Source organism: Fastidiosipila sanguinis, from assembly GCF_002998295.1.
Taxonomy (GTDB): Bacteria; Bacillota; Clostridia; order Saccharofermentanales; family Fastidiosipilaceae; genus Fastidiosipila; species Fastidiosipila sanguinis.
The window spans coordinates 1,054,613-1,072,116 of record NZ_CP027226.1 but is presented as its reverse complement, the minus strand read 5'-3'; the positions used below and the strand labels follow the sequence as shown (position 1 = coordinate 1,072,116).

Genomic DNA, 17,504 nt, shown 5'->3' with positions numbered 1-17,504 from the left:
CAAAAAAGTAATACAAATTAAATACTAAAGAAAGAAAAGAAAATGATAAAAAGAGATTATACATTAGAAGTTTGCTGTGGCTCTATAGAGGATGTAATTACAGCTGTAGAGGCAGGTGCTGATAGGATTGAACTCTGCTCAGCCTTGGATGCTGGTGGACTTACAGCAAGTTATGGTACAACTAAAACTGCATTAGAAATTGCATCAGGCAAAACAAAGATAGTAAATATAATCCGTCCAAGAGAAGGTGGGTTTGTATATACCAATGCAGAGTATCAAGTAGCTTTTAACGATGCCAAAACTATGTTAGAACTTGGTGCAGATGGAATAGTGTTCGGTTTTCTTGATGAGAATTCAGACATTGATTTTGCAAAAACACAAGAGTTCGTAAACTTAGCTGGGGATAAAGAAACCTGTTTTCATAGAGCTTTTGATGAAGTGAGAGACTGGCGCGAAGCTATAGACCAATTAGTAGAGCTAGGAGTAGACAGAATTCTTACTAGCGCTCAACGAAGTAGTGTCTTGAATGGTTTAGATACACTCAAAGAAATGCAAGAGTATGCCAATGGTCGTATTCAAATTATGGCAGGAGCTGGGGTTGCACCAGAGAAAATTGATGAGATAATTGAAATTTCTGGAGTGGAAAATATTCATGGAACTTTCTCTAAAAAAGTTTATGTTGAGAATAAACTTAGAGGTGAACTGAATAACGCTGCAAGCCAGAATGATCTCTACAGCTATAAAGTTGTAGATAAAGATTTATTAAGTAAGATTGATTAATTTGGATAGATTTGAGTATATAAGATGAGTATAAAATTTGTAAAAATTCCTGCAGGAGAATTTATGATGGGCGCAAGCACCAGAGATGGATACCCCTTTGATAAAGAGCTACCTCAGGTAAAAGTGAAAGTTAAAGAATTTGAAATTGCTGAAACTACAGTAACAAATGCACAGTTCAAGGAATTTGTAGATGCAACAGGCTACGTTACTGAAGCTGAGAAATACAATGCTTCTTTTGTTTTCTACAGATTGCTAAATAAAGATGATTCTATTACGTACAAAGAAGTTGAGCATCTACCTTGGTGGTTATATGTACAAGGTGCAGATTGGCAACATCCGACTGGACCTAATTCAAGTATTGAAGATATTATGGATCACCCGGTTGTACATGTTTCTTATATTGATGCGCTAGCCTTTTGCGAGTGGGGTAATTATAGATTGCCAAGTGAAGCTGAGTGGGAATATGCAGCTCGTGCAGGATCTACAAGTAAATGGCCTTGGGGAGATGAGTTTGCACCAAATGGCAAATACATGGCTAATATTTGGCAAGGTGAATTTCCTTATGAGAACACACTGGAAGATGGCTTCTTAGCAACCTGCCCAGCTAAATATTATGATCCTAATAACTTCGGTTTATATAACGTTATAGGTAATGTCTGGGAATGGTGTTCTAATCCGAGAAGAATCGATTTGAATGAGTTTGCAGGAAATGATTTTATAGCTGATCCTCCATATGATTTTGAAAGTATTGATGGTAATGAAGAGATAGCTGTAAAAGGTGGATCATTCCTATGTCACAATAGTTATTGTAATCGTTATAGATTAGGTGCAAGAAATGGTAATACAGCTAACTCAACTGCTAGTAATTGTGGATTTAGAGTCTGCAGATAAGTTTGCTACTCCACACAAAATAAGATAATAAAAACTGCTTTGAAAATTCATCAAAGCAGTTTATTTTTGTCTAATGGCTTGAATTTAATTTATAAAGTCTAGTTATTAGAACTCTCCACATCTTTTCTCCAAGCTTGGAAATGTTCATCTAATTCTTTAGCCTTTTCTTCATTTTCTTTAATTAAGTTATTATCTTCACTTTCGTCTATATTTTCACCAATGTTGAACAACTCTTTTCCATAACCAAGTACAGCATGCTCAGTTTTTAGCAAAGCTTCTCTAGCACTATCAGATCCTTCAAGATCTGTACGAATTAACTTCCAGTCTCTATCTTGAACAGCATATTGGAAACCAGTGTCAAAGAATAGTCTTTGATGACCTCCATCAGAGCCTAGTAGTGTAGGTAAGAGGTTAATACCATCAACTTTATTAGCTGCTGGCGCATCAGCTCCGGCCAAGTATGAGAATGTTTCCAAGAAGTCCAAACTAGATGATAAGTTTTGAGAAATTGAATTTTCTGCAACTGTTCCAGGCCAAGATGCGATAAATGGAACTCTGATACCACCTTCATACAATGTGTACTTGGTACCGGTCAAAGGTACGTTGTTACCGTAGTTGCAAGGAGAACCACCGTTGTCAGTGATATAGATAATTAAGGTATTATCTCTTTGACCTAATTCCTCGATAGTGTCTAAAATCTCTCCGATCTTCATATCCATTAACTCTAATTGAGCAAGATAATATTCTCGTCCATGAGGTAGGTTAGGAGTAATTACACCGTCATACCAGTCTAAATACTCAACTTCATCTGGATCGAAGTCATCATACTTAGGTAGGCCACGTTTCTCTAATTCTTCCTCAGGTAACTGCCAAGTGAAATTGTGAACTGCGTTAAAGGCAGTCATACAGAAGTAAGGAGTGTTGTTTTCAGCAGAGTTGCGGATGAAGTTCATAGTTCTATCAGCAAATTCATATGTTAAAAAGTTATCACACTCTACCGGTTTACCGTTTTCGTATAGAGCAAACATATTGTGTACGCTAGCTGCTTCACCATATTTTTCTTCTGCATCGAATTCATGTTTTAAATAGTGGAGACGACCATAGCCTAGAGCTGCAAGACCATAGAAAGACTCATCGAAACCATGTTGATCTGGGTTAGATCTATCTCCAGGTTGATCAGGACCATAATGAACTTTACCAAAGTAACCTGTGTGATATCCTACTGTTTTTAGAATTTCAGGTATAGTTTGATATTGGTCTGGTGCGAACTTTGCTGTACCAAAATATTTTGCTCCCCAGCGCTCTTGATAGGCACCAACAATCATACCTGCTCTAGATGGAGAGCATACAGGTGCGCTTACATAGCCTCTTTCAAGAAGCATTCCAGATTTTCTCAGTCTATCTAAGTTTGGAGTATGTACATCTTCATGAGCTTCTCTAAAAGATAAATCACCATATCCATGATCATCAGAAACAATTAATAAAATATTTGGCCTACTAGAATGTAAATTTTTGAGTTGTGACTCAATATTTGTCATTTGAAATACCTCCTGCTATTGCAGTATCAATTTGTACGTTTATTATAACGTAAAAATAGCATTAGCTTTAATAAAGTAGGATTAAAAAAACATAAATAAAAAATATAAAATGAACAAGGTTAATTCAGTAAAAGTTAATCAGTAAAGCAATACAAGCTTTTGAGTTTTTGTAAACTTTTACTTTGACTATAATTTTGACATCTTATTAAAAATCTATTTGTCTAACTTATTATTTATTTTAACAAGTAGGACTACAATCACTATTAAAAGAATTATAACTATGGGCATTGTGAAAAATAATATATCTGCAACTTGATCTACATGCATCATGGTATTCCTCCTTTATTGGATCTAATTAATTCATATAAACCTATTATAACGCAAAAATACAGTCGAATTTGCTATAGTAGAGCTATATAATAAGTATATAAGCTATAAAGGATAAATAGAATAAATTTTTTGAGAGAAAGTGCATGTGCACAAATAAATAGAATTAAAATGAGCAGAAAAATGAAAAAGAAACCAAACGTAATTTTAATAATGGCTGATCAATGGCGTGGAGATTTTCTAGGTTATACAGGCAATCAATTTGTTGAAACTCCATATCTTAATGATTTAACCCGTAAGGGTATAACCTTTAATTCAGCGTACTCTCCAGTCCCTACATGTATACCAGCAAGAGCTAATCTTTTCACTGGTATGAAACAAGAAAATACTGGTAGGGTAGGTTATCAAGATGGAGTTGATTGGGAATATCCCAATTATTTAGCAGGCGAGTTTTCCAAAAACAACTACCAAACTCAAGCAATTGGAAAGATGCACGTTTATCCATCAAGATTCAGAGCTGGATTCGATAATGTAATCTTGCATGATGGTTTCCTTCATAGCCAACGTAAACTTACTCAAACAGTTTCAGAAACTGCAGATTTTGTTGATGATTATGTAGCTTGGGCAAGAAGAGAATTAGGAAATCGCTTTGATATCATGGACATGGGTTTGGAATGTAATTCATTCGTAGCACATCCATGGATATATCCAGAGTATACTCACCCAACTAATTGGGTGGCAGAGATGGCAAGAGATTTCTTTAGAAGAAAAGACCCTACAGTGCCTTATTTCTTGTATTTGAGTTTCCATAGACCACACGCACCTTATGATCCACCACAATCTTATTTGAATATTTATGAGAATAAAGATATACCAGAACCTCCTGTGGGAGATTTCGCTAAACCTGATCCTGATGGTGATGGCTGGTTTGTTGAAACTCAGGTGGGTATTGTACAGCATGATGCAGTCGTTAGAGCACGCAAAGCCTACTCAGCTGCAGTAACTCATATAGATCATCAAATTGGTAGAATAATTTCACATTTAGTTGATACAGGTGAAGCCGATAATACGATACTTGTATTTACCTCTGATCATGGCGACTTGCTGGGTGATCATAACTTATGGAGAAAATCTAGTCCATTAGAAGGGTCATCAAGAGTACCTCTAATTATTTATGATCCAACAGGTAGATTAAACTATGAGCCAGGAACTATATCTGATGAGTTGGTAAGTTTATGGGATATAATGCCAACTTTATTGGATTTAACAGATATTGAAATTCCTGAAACTGTAGATGGCAAATCTATTTTGAAAATATTAAATGGAGAAGAATCTTCATATGAATATATCCATGGAGAGCATAGTCACGGTCACAGAAGTTACCACATGATAAGAACTCAAGATAAGTGGAAATATTCTTGGTTTGATCAGACAGGCGAGGAATGGCTCTTTAATTTAGCTGAAGACCCAGAAGAATTACAGAATTTAGTCTATGTAGCAGAGCAAGAAGCTGCTGATAGTACCTTGAATAAAAAGCTAGGTGAATTAAGAAATATCTTGATTGAAGAGTTAAAAGATAGAGAAGAAGGCTATGTTGTAAATGATGAGCTTCAGTTAGGTAGGCCCATTTTGACAAGTTTAAAAGATAGTTATATTAAAGGAAATAAGCATTCTCCTACGGAGTAAATTTATTTAAGCAGTATACTAGTTGGACATATTTGAAATTAGAATGATTATTTACGGAGAAAAGAATTTATATGAATAAATCAGAAAGAAAATTACGAATAAAAGATCAAAAAGGTTTTATTACAAAAGTTGCTATAGTTTTTGTAGCTGCATTATGTTTGTTGTACTTTAATAATATTTTGATGTTTTTAGGTAAAGTTTTAGGGATAGTTTTTCCTTTCTTTATAGGTATAGCAATTGCTTATATCTGGAATTTGATACTTAAGTTTTTGGAGAAATATCTATTCCCAAATTCACAAAAAGAAATAGCTAATAAAATTAGACGACCTCTTAGTATGACTTTATCTTTCCTTGTAATTATTGGAATCGTTGTTGGCGTTATGTATGTAGTAATTCCACAAATTTATGAATCTACAAGAATTATAGTTGAAGCAGTGCCGATGTTTGCAGAGAACACTAAAGCATGGTTCTTGCGTTCTACTGAAGGTGCTGAATGGGCTAATAGTCTAAGAAATAATATAGAAAATTTAACTATAGATTGGAATCAAGTTGGCTCAGAAGTTGTTAATTTCTTGAAAAATGGCTTAGGCGGTTTCCTCGGATCTACATTAGGCTTTCTTGGTAATATAGCAGGATTCTTTATAACATTTTTCACAGCAATAATATTTGCAATTTATCTTTTAATCGGTAAAGAAAAATTAGCAGCTCAAACTAGAAAGATTACAAATGTATACTGGAGTAAGAATTTTAGCAATAAGTTTTATCATGTAATGGATGTTCTTGATGATACTTTTTCTAGTTATATTAAAGGACAATGTTTGTCTGCACTTAGTTTGTCAGCACTAATAACAATTAGTATGTTAATTTTTAGAATTCCTTATGCTTTTACAATTGGTGTTGTGACTATGATCACTGCATTTATACCTATTGTGGGTGCTTTTTTAGGAGGAGCAGTTGGGTTCTTCATGATTGCGGCAGTTAATTTTGAACAAGCAATAATATTTTTAATCATAATAGTTGTTTGTCAACAAATTGAAGGAAATATTATTTACCCTCAAATTGTTGGGGATTCAATTGGCTTACCAGGAATCTGGACCTTTGTTGCTGTTGTCTTTGGTGGTTCCTTATTTGGAACTATGGGTATGATACTGGCAGTTCCTATATTCGCAACCTTCTATAAATTATTTAAAGAAAGAACAGATAGATTATTAGCGATACAGGCAAAGAAAGAAGAGTTAAAAGAGTTTAAAAAAGAAAAGAAAAAAGCTATTAATAGAGAAGAAGCAAGATCAAGTAAGAAGCAATTAAAACAAGAGAAAATTATTAAACAGAAACTACAAAAGAAAAAACTATAGAAAATAATTAGGGTGTATAAATGAACATACTTGTAACTTTTGATGAAAACTATGCTGCTCCATTTAAGACTATGTTGAAATCACTAGCTATAAATAACGCTAGTGAAAAAGTTGTAGTCTATCTGCTATATTCTGAGAATAAGATCAGGCAGGAAACATTAGAGGATTTAATTAGGTATTGTGGGAGTTATGGAGTAGTTTTCAAACCTTGCATTATTGATAATGAGATTTTTTCCAAATATAAAGTTAATAAACATTATTCTTCTGCAATGTACTATCGATTGCTTGCAAGTGAGTTCTTGCCGAAAGATATAGACAGAATTATTTACTTAGATCCTGATATTTTAATAATAAATTCTTTATCTCCACTCTGGAAGCTAGAATTAAAAGATAAGAAGATTTTTGCAGCGGCATCACATACAGAAGCTTTTACAGATAGCATTAATATGATGAGATTGAATACCGAGACAGAATATTTTAATACAGGTGTCTTATTAATGGATCTTAAGAGTATTAGGGATCAAATTTCATTTGAAGAACTTGTTAGGGAGATAGAAGAGGTTGATAGCTTTTTAATATTGCCTGACCAAGATATTTTTAATGTATTGTTTAGTGATGTCACGCTTTCAATACCAGATGAAATTTGGAATTATGATGCTAGGTATTATAGTAAGTATCTTTTGCAAAGTAATAGAGAATATGATTTGGATTGGGTAATGAAAAATACAGTAATTTTGCATTTTTGTGGTAAAAAGAAACCCTGGAATACAAAAAATATAAATACTAAATTTGATAGTTTATATAAGCATTATATGCAATTAGAGAATCCATTTAAAAAAGTTAAGGATATTCAAGAGAAATAAGAGAGCAAGCTAGGGAAAAGGAAATTCCTTTGAGGAGGAAAACATGTTAGAACTACGTAATATAACCAAAACCTATAAGACAGGTTCTTACAACGTCGAAGCGCTTCAAGGAGTAAGCTTAACATTTAGGGAACAAGAATTTGTTGCAATCTTGGGCCCATCAGGATGTGGTAAGACAACCATGCTTAATATTATTGGTGGTCTAGATAATTACACTTCTGGAGATTTAGTAATTAATGGCCATAGTACCAAAGGCTATAGCGATAGAGACTGGGATCAATATAGAAATCACTCAATTGGTTTCGTTTTCCAGAGTTATAACTTAATACCACATCAAAATGTTCTACAGAATGTTGACTTGGCAAATCAAATCTCTGATGTTCCTAGGGCAGAAGGTAGAGATAGGTCTATTAAGGCGTTAGAGAGTGTTGGTTTAGGTAATGAAATCAACAAAAGACCTAATCAAATTTCGGGTGGTCAATCTCAAAGAGTGGCAATATCCAGAGCTCTTGTAACTAATCCAGACATCATCTTAGCCGATGAACCAACAGGTGCTTTGGATAGTGAAAGTTCTAAACAAGTAATGGATATTATCAAAGATCTTGCTAAAGACCGTCTGGTCATTATGGTTACTCATGATGCAGAATTGGCAGAGAAATATGCAGATAGAATAGTAAAGATGAAGGATGGTTTAGTCGTTTCTGATAGTAACCCATATAACCCTGAAAACACTGAAGTTAAACCAAAGAAAACTAACAAAGCCAAAATGAAGCTTTTAACTGCATTTAGATTATCTTTAAATAATCTCTGGGCTAAAAAAGGTAGAACAATTTTAACTGCGTTAGCAGGATCAATTGGAATTATAGGAATAGCTCTTATATTTGCACTTTCTTATGGAATTCAAAACTATATAAATGATGTTCAGGAAGAAACTTTGACCGCATACCCTATAACTATAGAAAAAGAAGCCATGGATGCCACGGCGTTTATAGAAAATTTAGCTCAACGAAATAATGATGATTTGAAGAATAATGACAAAAGCAAGATTTATTCACAAAATCTTATGTTTGATTTTATGCAGGGGATGTCCTCCACATCAAGTATAAGTAACAATATGGGTAAGTTTAAGGAATACCTAGATAGTAATGAAGATATTAAAGAGTATGTTTCAAATATACATTATTCCTATGCTATAGACCTACCTGTTTACACTAGAGCAAAAGATGGCAATATATATTATGTCAATTTGATGGACTTAATGTCATCTGCTTTTGCCACTGATAATTACCAAAATGCTATGTTGTCACAATTTACTCTGGCTGGTGAAGTTGACTTGTTCCAAGAGCTAGTACCTGGTGAAAATGGTGAAAAATTTGCTTCTATGTATGATGAGCAATATGAATTGGTAACAGGACAGATGCCAGAAAATTATGATGAGATCGTCATGATTCTAGATAAAAATAATCAAATAGCTGATATTACTTTATACGCTCTAGGTATGCGTGATCGAGATGAACTAAGCAACATGATGAACAAAATTCTAAATGATGAAGATGTTGATACCGAAAAGAGTGATGTGGAAGAGTTTAGTTTTGAGGATTTTATGAATCTTGAACTTAAAGTAATTCTTTCAAGTAAGAATTTTACTAAAAATGAAAGTAATGGAACTTGGTCAGATGTCTCTGCAACTGATACTGGTAAAGATTTCTTGTATGACTCAGACTCATCAGCGATTCCTCTTAAGGTAGTAGGAATTGTTAGAGAAAAAGCTGATTCACAAATACATGGTATTAGTAGTGCATTTGCTTATACAGAAGCATTAACAAATTATATTATTGAAAATACAGAAAATACTGAAATAGTTAAAGCTCAATTAGAAAATCCAGAAGTGGATGTATTTAATGGTTTGCCTTTCATTACAGGCGATTGGGAAGAACCTAATGCTGCAAAGAAGGCTGAAGATATACAAACCTACGCTAAGGATAAAAGTGTAGAAGAGTTGTCCGAGTTCTATACTTGGATGGCAACAGAACCTGATAATGATAGTGTAGAGCAAGCAGTGTCTAATCAGTTGGCAAGTTTAAGTAGAGAAGAGATCCAAGCACAAGTAAGTGCTACATATGCTGAGCAAATGAAAATTGAAGCGGCACAGGTTGAGAAATTCTTAAATGAAATGAGTGATGAAGAATTATTCAGTGCTGTAAAAGATGTAATGAAAGAACAATACGTAGCGAGATACAAAGAAATGGCAACGAAAGAAGTAGAGCAAATCCCAGTAGAGCAAAGAGCTGCATTGTTTAAACAAGGTGAGTTTACAGAAGCACAATGGGTAAGCCTTTATGATAAATTTATGCCAGCAACAGTTTCAGAAAAAAGCTTAAAAGAAAACTTAGAAACATTGGGCTATAGAGATCCTGAAGTTCCAGAGACAATATATATCTACTCCAAGACTTTTGAAGCAAAGGATGGAATTGCTGATGTTATCACATCATATAACGAACAACAGGAAGAAGATGATAAGATTCAATATACAGATTATATCGCCCTACTAATGTCTAGTATTACTGCAATCATTAATGGCATTAGTTATGTACTTATAGCATTTGTTGCTATTTCATTGATAGTTTCATCAGTTATGATTGGAATTATCACTTATATATCTGTTATAGAGAGAACCAAAGAAATTGGTATTCTAAGAGCCTTAGGAGCATCTAAAAATAATATTACAACAGTGTTTAATGTCGAGACTTTTGTTGAAGGTTTAATTTCTGGTGTATTAGGTATTTTAATCAGTCTTGCTTTGCTAATACCAATCAATTCATTGATAAGAAATCTGACAGGTATTAAAGAGATTACTGCAGCCATACCAGTTTCAATAGGTCTTGGATTAATTGCAATTTCAGTACTATTAACATTAATAGCAGGAGCAATTCCAGCGAGATTTGCAGCGAAACTTGATCCTGTAGATGCATTGAGGGTAGAGTAGATTGTTGAGAAACTTACAACAATAAAACAAAAAAAGGAAGAGACGAAGTAACTATGAGCAAAATAACAGCGGTGTTTTTTGATGTTGATGGAACCTTGTTAAACTCTGAGCATCAAATGTTAGAATCGACCAAAATGGTTTTGAGGAAGTTAGAAGAAAAGGGTATTCCCTATGCGATAGCATCAGCAAGAGGTCCAGCATCTATATTGCCACTTTTTGAACAATTTGATTTTAGAGCGCCAATGGTTTCTTTTAACGGAGCTCTAGTCTATGACATTGATGAGAATGTAATCAAGTCTACTGGAATGGAAAAGGAGGAGGCTGCGGAGGTAATTGATTTTATTGAAGATTATTCTCCAAAAGTATTACTGAATTACTATTCGTATTTTAATTGGATGGTTAAAGATGCTGAGCACCCAAGGATAATAGCAGAAGAAGGTATAGCTGGTGAAAAGGCTATTAGCCTAACAGTTAAAGAAAGTGACTTCGATGAATTTCATCAAATTTATTGCCTTGGAAGCCCAGAAGATATAGATAATCTTGAAAAGGCCTTAGTAGCTAAGTATCCAGATTTATATATTGCAAAATCCTCTCCTGTAGATGTTTTGATTAACAGAAGAGGGATATCAAAAGCTAGAGGTATGGAAATTCTTGCTGAAAATCAAGGTTGGGATATCAGTAGTACTGTAGCATTTGGTGATGGTTTTAATGACAAAGAAATGTTAGAGCATGCCAAGTACTCCTTCGCTATGGGAAATGCCCCAGAAGATTTGAAGCAGTATGCTAAAGCTGTGACAGATACGAATGATAATGACGGAATTTATAAAGCGATGCAGAGTTTAGGACTTTTTGATTAGTTTATGGATGGCATATTTGCTTGGCATTTATACATGACATTTTCGCTTGGAAAACGACACTTAAGGCGAGTTGTAAAATAAATTGCTACACTAAAATAGTCTAACTTTTGGTGGTCGGTATAATGTTGTTCCAATAAAAGGAGAAAAAAAGTGGTTCAGGTTCATTTCTAATTGTTGAAATTGTAATTGGAGGAGTTGTAGAAGCAGGATATTATTTTAAAGTAGTCAAAGCAAAATAAGTTAGATTGTTGGAAGATGTAGAGGAAGATGACGAGTGTATCAGTGAGTCAGATGATGAATCTGGCAATGATGAAAGTTATGATGAATCATCAAAAGAAGATGAACTATTAAAAATCTTAATTCCTATCACGGATTAAACAATACAAAGATAAAGTATAATTAAGAATAATATTTGTTGGAAGGAGGTATACTTTGAACCTAAAAGACTATCTTGGAGAGACAAATCTATATGATAAAAAAGAAAAATTAGAAATAAATAAGTCAAAGTCTTGGTTAAAATCTGTATCAGCCTTTGCTAATGGTCAAGGAGGGAAATTAATATTTGGAGTTAAAGAAGATAATACAATTATTGGACTTAGTGATTATCAAGAGACTTCCGAAAATATTACTGAAATCATAAAAACTAAAATGGATCCAAATTCGGAATTTGATATGGAAATAAAAGAAATTGACGGAAAAGTTATATTGATTTTAAATGTATTTGCGGGGAAAAATACTCCATACTTTGTAGTAGATGGCGGAACTAGAACAGCCTATAAAAGGATAGGGAATCAGAGTGTCCCTGCAAATAGAATAGACCTATTTAATCTATCACTAAAAGGAGAACATATTAGTTACGATTCACTTCAGTCAAATAAAAGATTAGAGGATGTAAGATTTAAAGAGCTTAGCATAGAGTATAAAAATAGGACTGAAAAAGAATTTGAAGATAAAGATTTTAAATCTTTTGGGCTTATAAATGATGAGGGAAACTTAACCATAGCAGGAGAACTTTTGGCAGATGATTATCAAGTTTATCAGTCAAGAGTATTTTGTACTAGATGGAATGGACTTACAAAGGCGAATAGCAGAATAGATGCCTTAGATGATGCTGAATTTGAAGGTAATATAATTTACCTTTTAAAAGCAAGTTTGGACTTTGTAAAAAGAAATTCAAAAAAGATGTGGAAGAAGGGTCAAGTCTATAGAATAGAATATCCAGAATATCCTGAAAGGGCAGTCCAAGAAGCTTTAGTCAATGCATTAATCCATAGAGATTACTCAGTAATTGGCAGTGAAGTCCATATAGATATATATGACGATAGGTTAGAAATATATTCTCCCGGAGGTATGTATGATGGAACTTTTGTCCAAGACCTTAATCCACTAAATGTATCTTCCACAAGAAGAAATCCAATTATAGCGGATGTATTTGCTAGGATGGATTTAATGGAAAGACGTGGTTCAGGACTTAGAAAAATAATAGAAGCTTATGAAGCAGAAGAAAATTATAAAGAAGAATTAAAACCAGAGTTTAAATCTACAGAATCTTCATTTACTACAATTTTAAAGAATTTAAATTATATCACCCAAAATGTCACCCAAAATGTCACCCAAAATGTCACCCAAAATGTCACCCAAAATGACGGTGAAAAATTAAAACCAAGTGATAGGCGTGGTATAATTCTTGAAATAATAAAGAATAATCCTAAAATAACTGCCAATGATTTATCTAAACAATTTAATGTAACTGATAGAACTATTAAAAGAGATTTAAAAGTTCTAATAGATGAAAATATAATCAAGTATATAGGCAGTGCTAAAGATGGATATTGGAAAGTAAACAAATAAAGTTAATAAGAGAATCAAATTCTATCGAAAACAATATAATAATAGGGAGAAATACTTTGAGCGAGAGAGAAATTTTTCGCTCTTTTTTATTTATGGAGATATTAATAAAGTTAGTAATAGGAGAAAAGGCAAGTGTAGCAGTTGCAATTGCAAAAGTAATTCTTAGCAAAAACAGAAGAAAACGTATTAAATGAGGGCAATGGATACATTGTTTCTTGGTGTGTAGGTCATTTAATTCAAATGGCAAGTCCATATATGAATAACGAAGAATAAGTACTCATGAAAAATGATAAATTTTGCAGGAAACAACACCATAAGCAACAAAAGCTTGACTTAAAAATGAAATAAGAATATATTAAGGTTCGTGTTATTTGCGAATCTTTTGCAATTGTTTTAAGAAAGAGGACAATATATGCAAAAGGTTGTGAAAAAAATTGCGAGCTTTTCTTTAGCCTTAATTATGCTGTTTATGTTTACTGCATGTAAAACTAATGGACAGGACAAAGATAGCAATAGCAATACTAAAATTAATAGTCAAGAATCAAGTACAGACTCTGAAGCTTCTAGTACTGAAGCAGGAAAGTTAAAGATTTACACTTCATTTTATCCTATGTATGAGTGGACTAAAAAGATAGTTGGAGATACGGCAGAGGTTATAAACATTATGCCTCCCGGAAGTTCTTCTCATGGATGGATACCAACAGCTCAAATGGTTAAAGAATTAAGCCAGGCAGATGTCTTGGTTTACCAAGGAGCCAATATGGAAGAATGGTTTGATTCTGTTAAAGAAACTTTGGATGCTGAAGGTAGTGATTTAATTTATATCAAAGCAAGTGAAGGTATTGAACTGCACAAAGGCTTCAACTGTGGTTGTGATCCTAATGATCCTAATCAAGTTGTAGTAGATATAGAAGAGTATGGTTATTCAACTTTCCATAATAACCACTTTCACTGGTATCCAGGTCACGTCCCAGCTCAATCCAAGATTAGTGATAGATTACTAACAGATAAAAGTGGTGAAGTTATAAGCGAACATGATGCAGGCCAAATTATTAAAGTAGGCGATGATTATTTCCTAAAGGTAAAAGACAAAAGCTCAGACAAGATTAAGGATATTGGTTCACTGGAGGACCTAGGTCTGAATCTATTTAACCCTAATGCACAAGAATTTGATCCACATGTTTGGTTGAGTCCACGAGAAGCTATTAAAATGCTTGGTAATATCTATTCTAAACTAGTAGAAATATCTCCAGAAAATGTAGACCTTTATACCAATAATTACGAGAATTATGTCAAAGACCTGCAAGATTTAGACGCTAAGTTTAGTGCTTTAAATGACAAAGGTGTAGATAGTTTTATGATTACACATCAAGCTTTAGGATATCTAGGAAAAGATTATGGTTTAATTCAATATGGATTAACAGGTATGGGTACAGAACAAGATCCTAATCCGGAAAAAATGGCAGAATTTGTCAAAATCATAAAGAGTCATGGTTGGAAAGCTATTTTTTATGATGATGCTGGAAGTGACAAAGTAGCACAAATTTTGGCAGCAGAAGTAGGTGGTTTAGAAGTACTACCGCTGACAACATTGCACTCACCAACAGAAGCAGAAATGGCCGAGGGTATTGATTATATTAAGGCAATGGAGAGAAACTTAAATAATCTATTGGCAAATGCAAAGTAGAAATTTCAAAGAGAATTAAGGCGGCTAGGGAAACTTAGCTGCTTTTTTTTGTATTGTGCCAAATGCGAATAGAAATTGTTTGCGAATGATTCTTGACAACGCAAACGTGAAGTTGTAGAATCCTATCGAATGCGAATGATTTGCAAATAACACACGAAAATGCAAAATAAGTAAATAAGTTAATAAGAAGGAGACCTGTATGAGGAACCTATTCAAAAAGGCAAGTAGCTTTGCACTAGCTACCATAATTGCGTTAACTGCGAGCGGGTGCAATTTTTTTAATAACGATAAAATGAAAGAACAAGTTACAAATAATACAAATAAGAATATAGAATCTACTTTGGAAAATAATAAAAATTCTAAATTAAATAATAAAAGTAGTGATGCTGAAGCTAGAAAAAGAGCCAAAGAAATTGCTGAAAAAGCTAAAGCAAAAGTTGAAAAAAACACAGTATCTAATAAGAGAATAGCTGCTGAACAATTAAAAGCAGAAGAAACCATTAAGAAGGTAGAGAGCTTAACAACAAAAGAAATATCTAAGATGAGTGCTAGAGAACTTTTGAGCCTACTCTATTCTTTACCTGAGTCAAGGAGACATACTGAAGCTGATGGATTAGTTTTTGATCCAGCTGAGATATCTCAAGATACAGGTAGAGGTTTTGTAATCCCACATGGGGACCATTATCACCTAATCCCATATAATCTCTTATCTGAGTTAGAATTAATGGCTTCAAAGGCAGTTCTAGCTGAAAAATTTGGTCAAACTCAAGGGACTTCAAACTCTCCTGCAAGTAAAAAAGCTTATCCGAAAGATCCTTTAGCAGGCAGAGGAAATTCCTGTACTGGACCTAATTGTGGAACACAAAAACCAAATGATAAAAAAGACAATAAAAATAATAATAGTTCTGAACATAAAGGTAATTCACAAAAAGTTTTTTCACCAGAAGAAATTAGAAAAGCTAAAGCAGCCGGAAAATATACAACAGATGATGGTTATATCTTTAGCCCATACGATATAATTGAAGATCTTGGAAATGCCTACATGATTCCTCACATGGGACACCTACACTATATTCCAAAGAAAGATCTTAGCAAAGCAGAGCTAAAAGCAGCAGAGGATTTTTTAGCAGGTAAAGGACACACTGAAACAAAACCACAAACAGGCAGTGATCAACCAAAACCTACAGAGCCTAAAAAACCAAACACAGAAAAACCAAACCCACAAAAACCAAACCCACAAAAACCAAATGTTCCTGAAGATAATAAAAATAATCAAGAGACAAAAGCACAAAGATTATTAAAAGAATTATATGCTTCACCAGTATCAAAAAGATATCAGGAATCTGATGGATTAGTGTTTGATCCACAGTTTGCTAAAGCAGTTAAAGTTGGTGATAAATTAATCGGTTATAGGATCCCACATGGTGACCATGAGCACGTTGTAATGTTGAAATCTCTTTCTGAGCTAGAGATAGAAGCAACTAAAGCAGTTTTGGCAGAAAAAGCTGCAGGAACAGCAAAAAATTATCCGCAAGATCCGAACTTCTTTTCTAATGGATACGATAAATTAGATCCGAATTGGGATAAAAGTGATGATAAAGATGATGATTCTAATTCAAATGAAAAAGAAGAGAGTAAAACCTTAGCTGATCTAATACCTGAACCTGGAAAAATAGAAAAACTTCCAAAAGGTATGGATGGCAAAGCGTATGATACAGATGATGGTTATGTGTTCTCAGCCGAATCAATTACTTCAGTTACTACTGATGGATTGATAGCAGAACACCATGGTCATACCCATTATGTACCTTTTAATGAATTAGAAGACAGCGAGCTTATAGCTGCTAAAAAATATGTAAATGAAAATCTAGACAAAATCAGTGATCAGACAAAAACAGAACTGAGCGAGGAAGAAATTCAAGCGAGGTTAGATATGGCATCACTTATAAATGCAGTACCTAAGAAGGACTTAATACTTAAAGGCAATATGTTGATTATTCCTCATGGTGATCACTCTCACAGTCGTGATATTAGAGAATATAAATTAGTTTATGAGATGAGTGATTTCGAAGATGAAGATGAGTATGAATCACATGTTATTACTTTCAAAATGAATAAGGTTAAACAAAAATACGATTTCGATCCCAAAGTTGAAGTATACAATATTGGTTCTGTGATATATGTTTTCAAAGATAACAAAACATTGGAGAAAATTAGTCTAAATGATATTGAGTTATCGAGCAATATTATGCCTGAAAACATAGAATTTAAAGACACTAGAAGTGCTAAGAGAAAAGAAGCTGATGAGAAGAAGTTCAAGTTAGCTGAACACTATGGAGTAACATTTAATAGAGTTAATAGTAGTTTCCTATTTATCGATAATATGTACAGAATCAAATTAGCTGACGGTTCTGAAATTAAAGTTAAATACGAAGATGTATTCTCTGAAAAAGCAGAAGATGATGAGATCGATGAGAGCAAAGATGTAGAAGATAACAAAAGCACTGAAGATAATGAAATAACAGAAGATAACAAAAAAACTGAAGAAAATAAAGAAAACGACAAAGAAGATAACAAAAAGGGGCTTGAGGGACTTGAATCACTTTTTGGAATTAATTAAAAGTTAGAAAAAACTCCTGCAGATTAAGAAAACAAAGGAATGATTGTAGTGTATAAACTTCTT

At 33.6% G+C, this 17,504-nt stretch carries 13 protein-coding genes; 12 read left to right on the top strand and 1 reads right to left on the bottom strand.

Annotation, left to right across the window (positions count from 1 at the left end; genetic code table 11):
* The first annotated feature begins 42 nt into the window (after positions 1-42).
* Together C5Q98_RS04660 and C5Q98_RS04655 are read left to right on the top strand one after the other, a co-directional pair.
* On the top strand, positions 43-780 hold the full coding sequence (locus tag C5Q98_RS04660) for a copper homeostasis protein CutC (protein WP_106012507.1): 738 nt from the start codon (positions 43-45) through the stop codon (positions 778-780).
* Between the two features lie 24 nt (positions 781-804).
* Positions 805-1,671 (top strand): formylglycine-generating enzyme family protein, encoded by an 867-nt coding sequence (locus tag C5Q98_RS04655; RefSeq protein WP_106012506.1) that lies wholly within the window; start codon positions 805-807, stop codon positions 1,669-1,671.
* Between the two features lie 98 nt (positions 1,672-1,769).
* Here C5Q98_RS04655 and C5Q98_RS04650 read toward each other — a convergent pair whose 3' ends face one another.
* Positions 1,770-3,209: a sulfatase family protein gene (locus C5Q98_RS04650; RefSeq protein ID WP_106012505.1), complete on the bottom strand. Its 1,440-nt coding sequence runs from the start codon at positions 3,207-3,209 to the stop codon at positions 1,770-1,772.
* 510 nt (positions 3,210-3,719) lie between these two features.
* On the opposite strand from C5Q98_RS04650, the gene C5Q98_RS04645 reads away from it, so the two are divergent.
* From C5Q98_RS04645 to C5Q98_RS04600, 10 genes are all read left to right on the top strand, one after another.
* Positions 3,720-5,222 carry an arylsulfatase gene (locus C5Q98_RS04645; protein WP_106012504.1) on the top strand — a complete coding sequence of 501 codons (1,503 nt, stop codon included), beginning with the start codon at positions 3,720-3,722 and terminating at the stop codon, positions 5,220-5,222.
* 71 nt (positions 5,223-5,293) lie between these two features.
* Positions 5,294-6,577 carry an AI-2E family transporter gene (locus C5Q98_RS04640; RefSeq protein ID WP_106012503.1) on the top strand — a complete coding sequence of 428 codons (1,284 nt, stop codon included), beginning with the start codon at positions 5,294-5,296 and terminating at the stop codon, positions 6,575-6,577.
* 20 nt (positions 6,578-6,597) lie between these two features.
* A complete protein-coding gene (locus tag C5Q98_RS04635) occupies positions 6,598-7,440 on the top strand; it encodes a glycosyltransferase family 8 protein (RefSeq protein WP_106012502.1) in 843 nt (280 codons plus the stop codon).
* A 43-nt stretch (positions 7,441-7,483) separates the two neighbouring features.
* Entirely contained in the window at positions 7,484-10,426 is a 2,943-nt protein-coding gene (locus C5Q98_RS04630) for an ABC transporter ATP-binding protein/permease (RefSeq protein WP_106012501.1), read from the top strand.
* 53 nt (positions 10,427-10,479) lie between these two features.
* Complete coding sequence (locus C5Q98_RS04625; RefSeq protein WP_106012500.1) at positions 10,480-11,283, top strand: HAD family hydrolase; 804 nt, start codon at positions 10,480-10,482, stop codon at positions 11,281-11,283.
* Between the two features lie 245 nt (positions 11,284-11,528).
* A complete protein-coding gene (locus tag C5Q98_RS07885; protein ID WP_278319990.1) occupies positions 11,529-11,660 on the top strand; it encodes a hypothetical protein in 132 nt (43 codons plus the stop codon).
* Between the two features lie 55 nt (positions 11,661-11,715).
* Positions 11,716-13,134 (top strand): AlbA family DNA-binding domain-containing protein, encoded by a 1,419-nt coding sequence (locus C5Q98_RS04615; RefSeq protein WP_106012499.1) that lies wholly within the window; start codon positions 11,716-11,718, stop codon positions 13,132-13,134.
* 56 nt (positions 13,135-13,190) lie between these two features.
* Positions 13,191-13,328, top strand: coding sequence for a hypothetical protein (locus C5Q98_RS07810; protein WP_242967347.1), 138 nt, complete (start codon positions 13,191-13,193; stop codon positions 13,326-13,328).
* A gap of 218 nt (positions 13,329-13,546) precedes the next feature.
* Positions 13,547-14,821 (top strand): metal ABC transporter solute-binding protein, Zn/Mn family, encoded by a 1,275-nt coding sequence (locus C5Q98_RS04605; protein WP_106012498.1) that lies wholly within the window; start codon positions 13,547-13,549, stop codon positions 14,819-14,821.
* A 199-nt stretch (positions 14,822-15,020) separates the two neighbouring features.
* Complete coding sequence (locus C5Q98_RS04600) at positions 15,021-17,441, top strand: pneumococcal-type histidine triad protein (protein ID WP_106012497.1); 2,421 nt, start codon at positions 15,021-15,023, stop codon at positions 17,439-17,441.
* Positions 17,442-17,504: the final 63 nt, after the last annotated feature.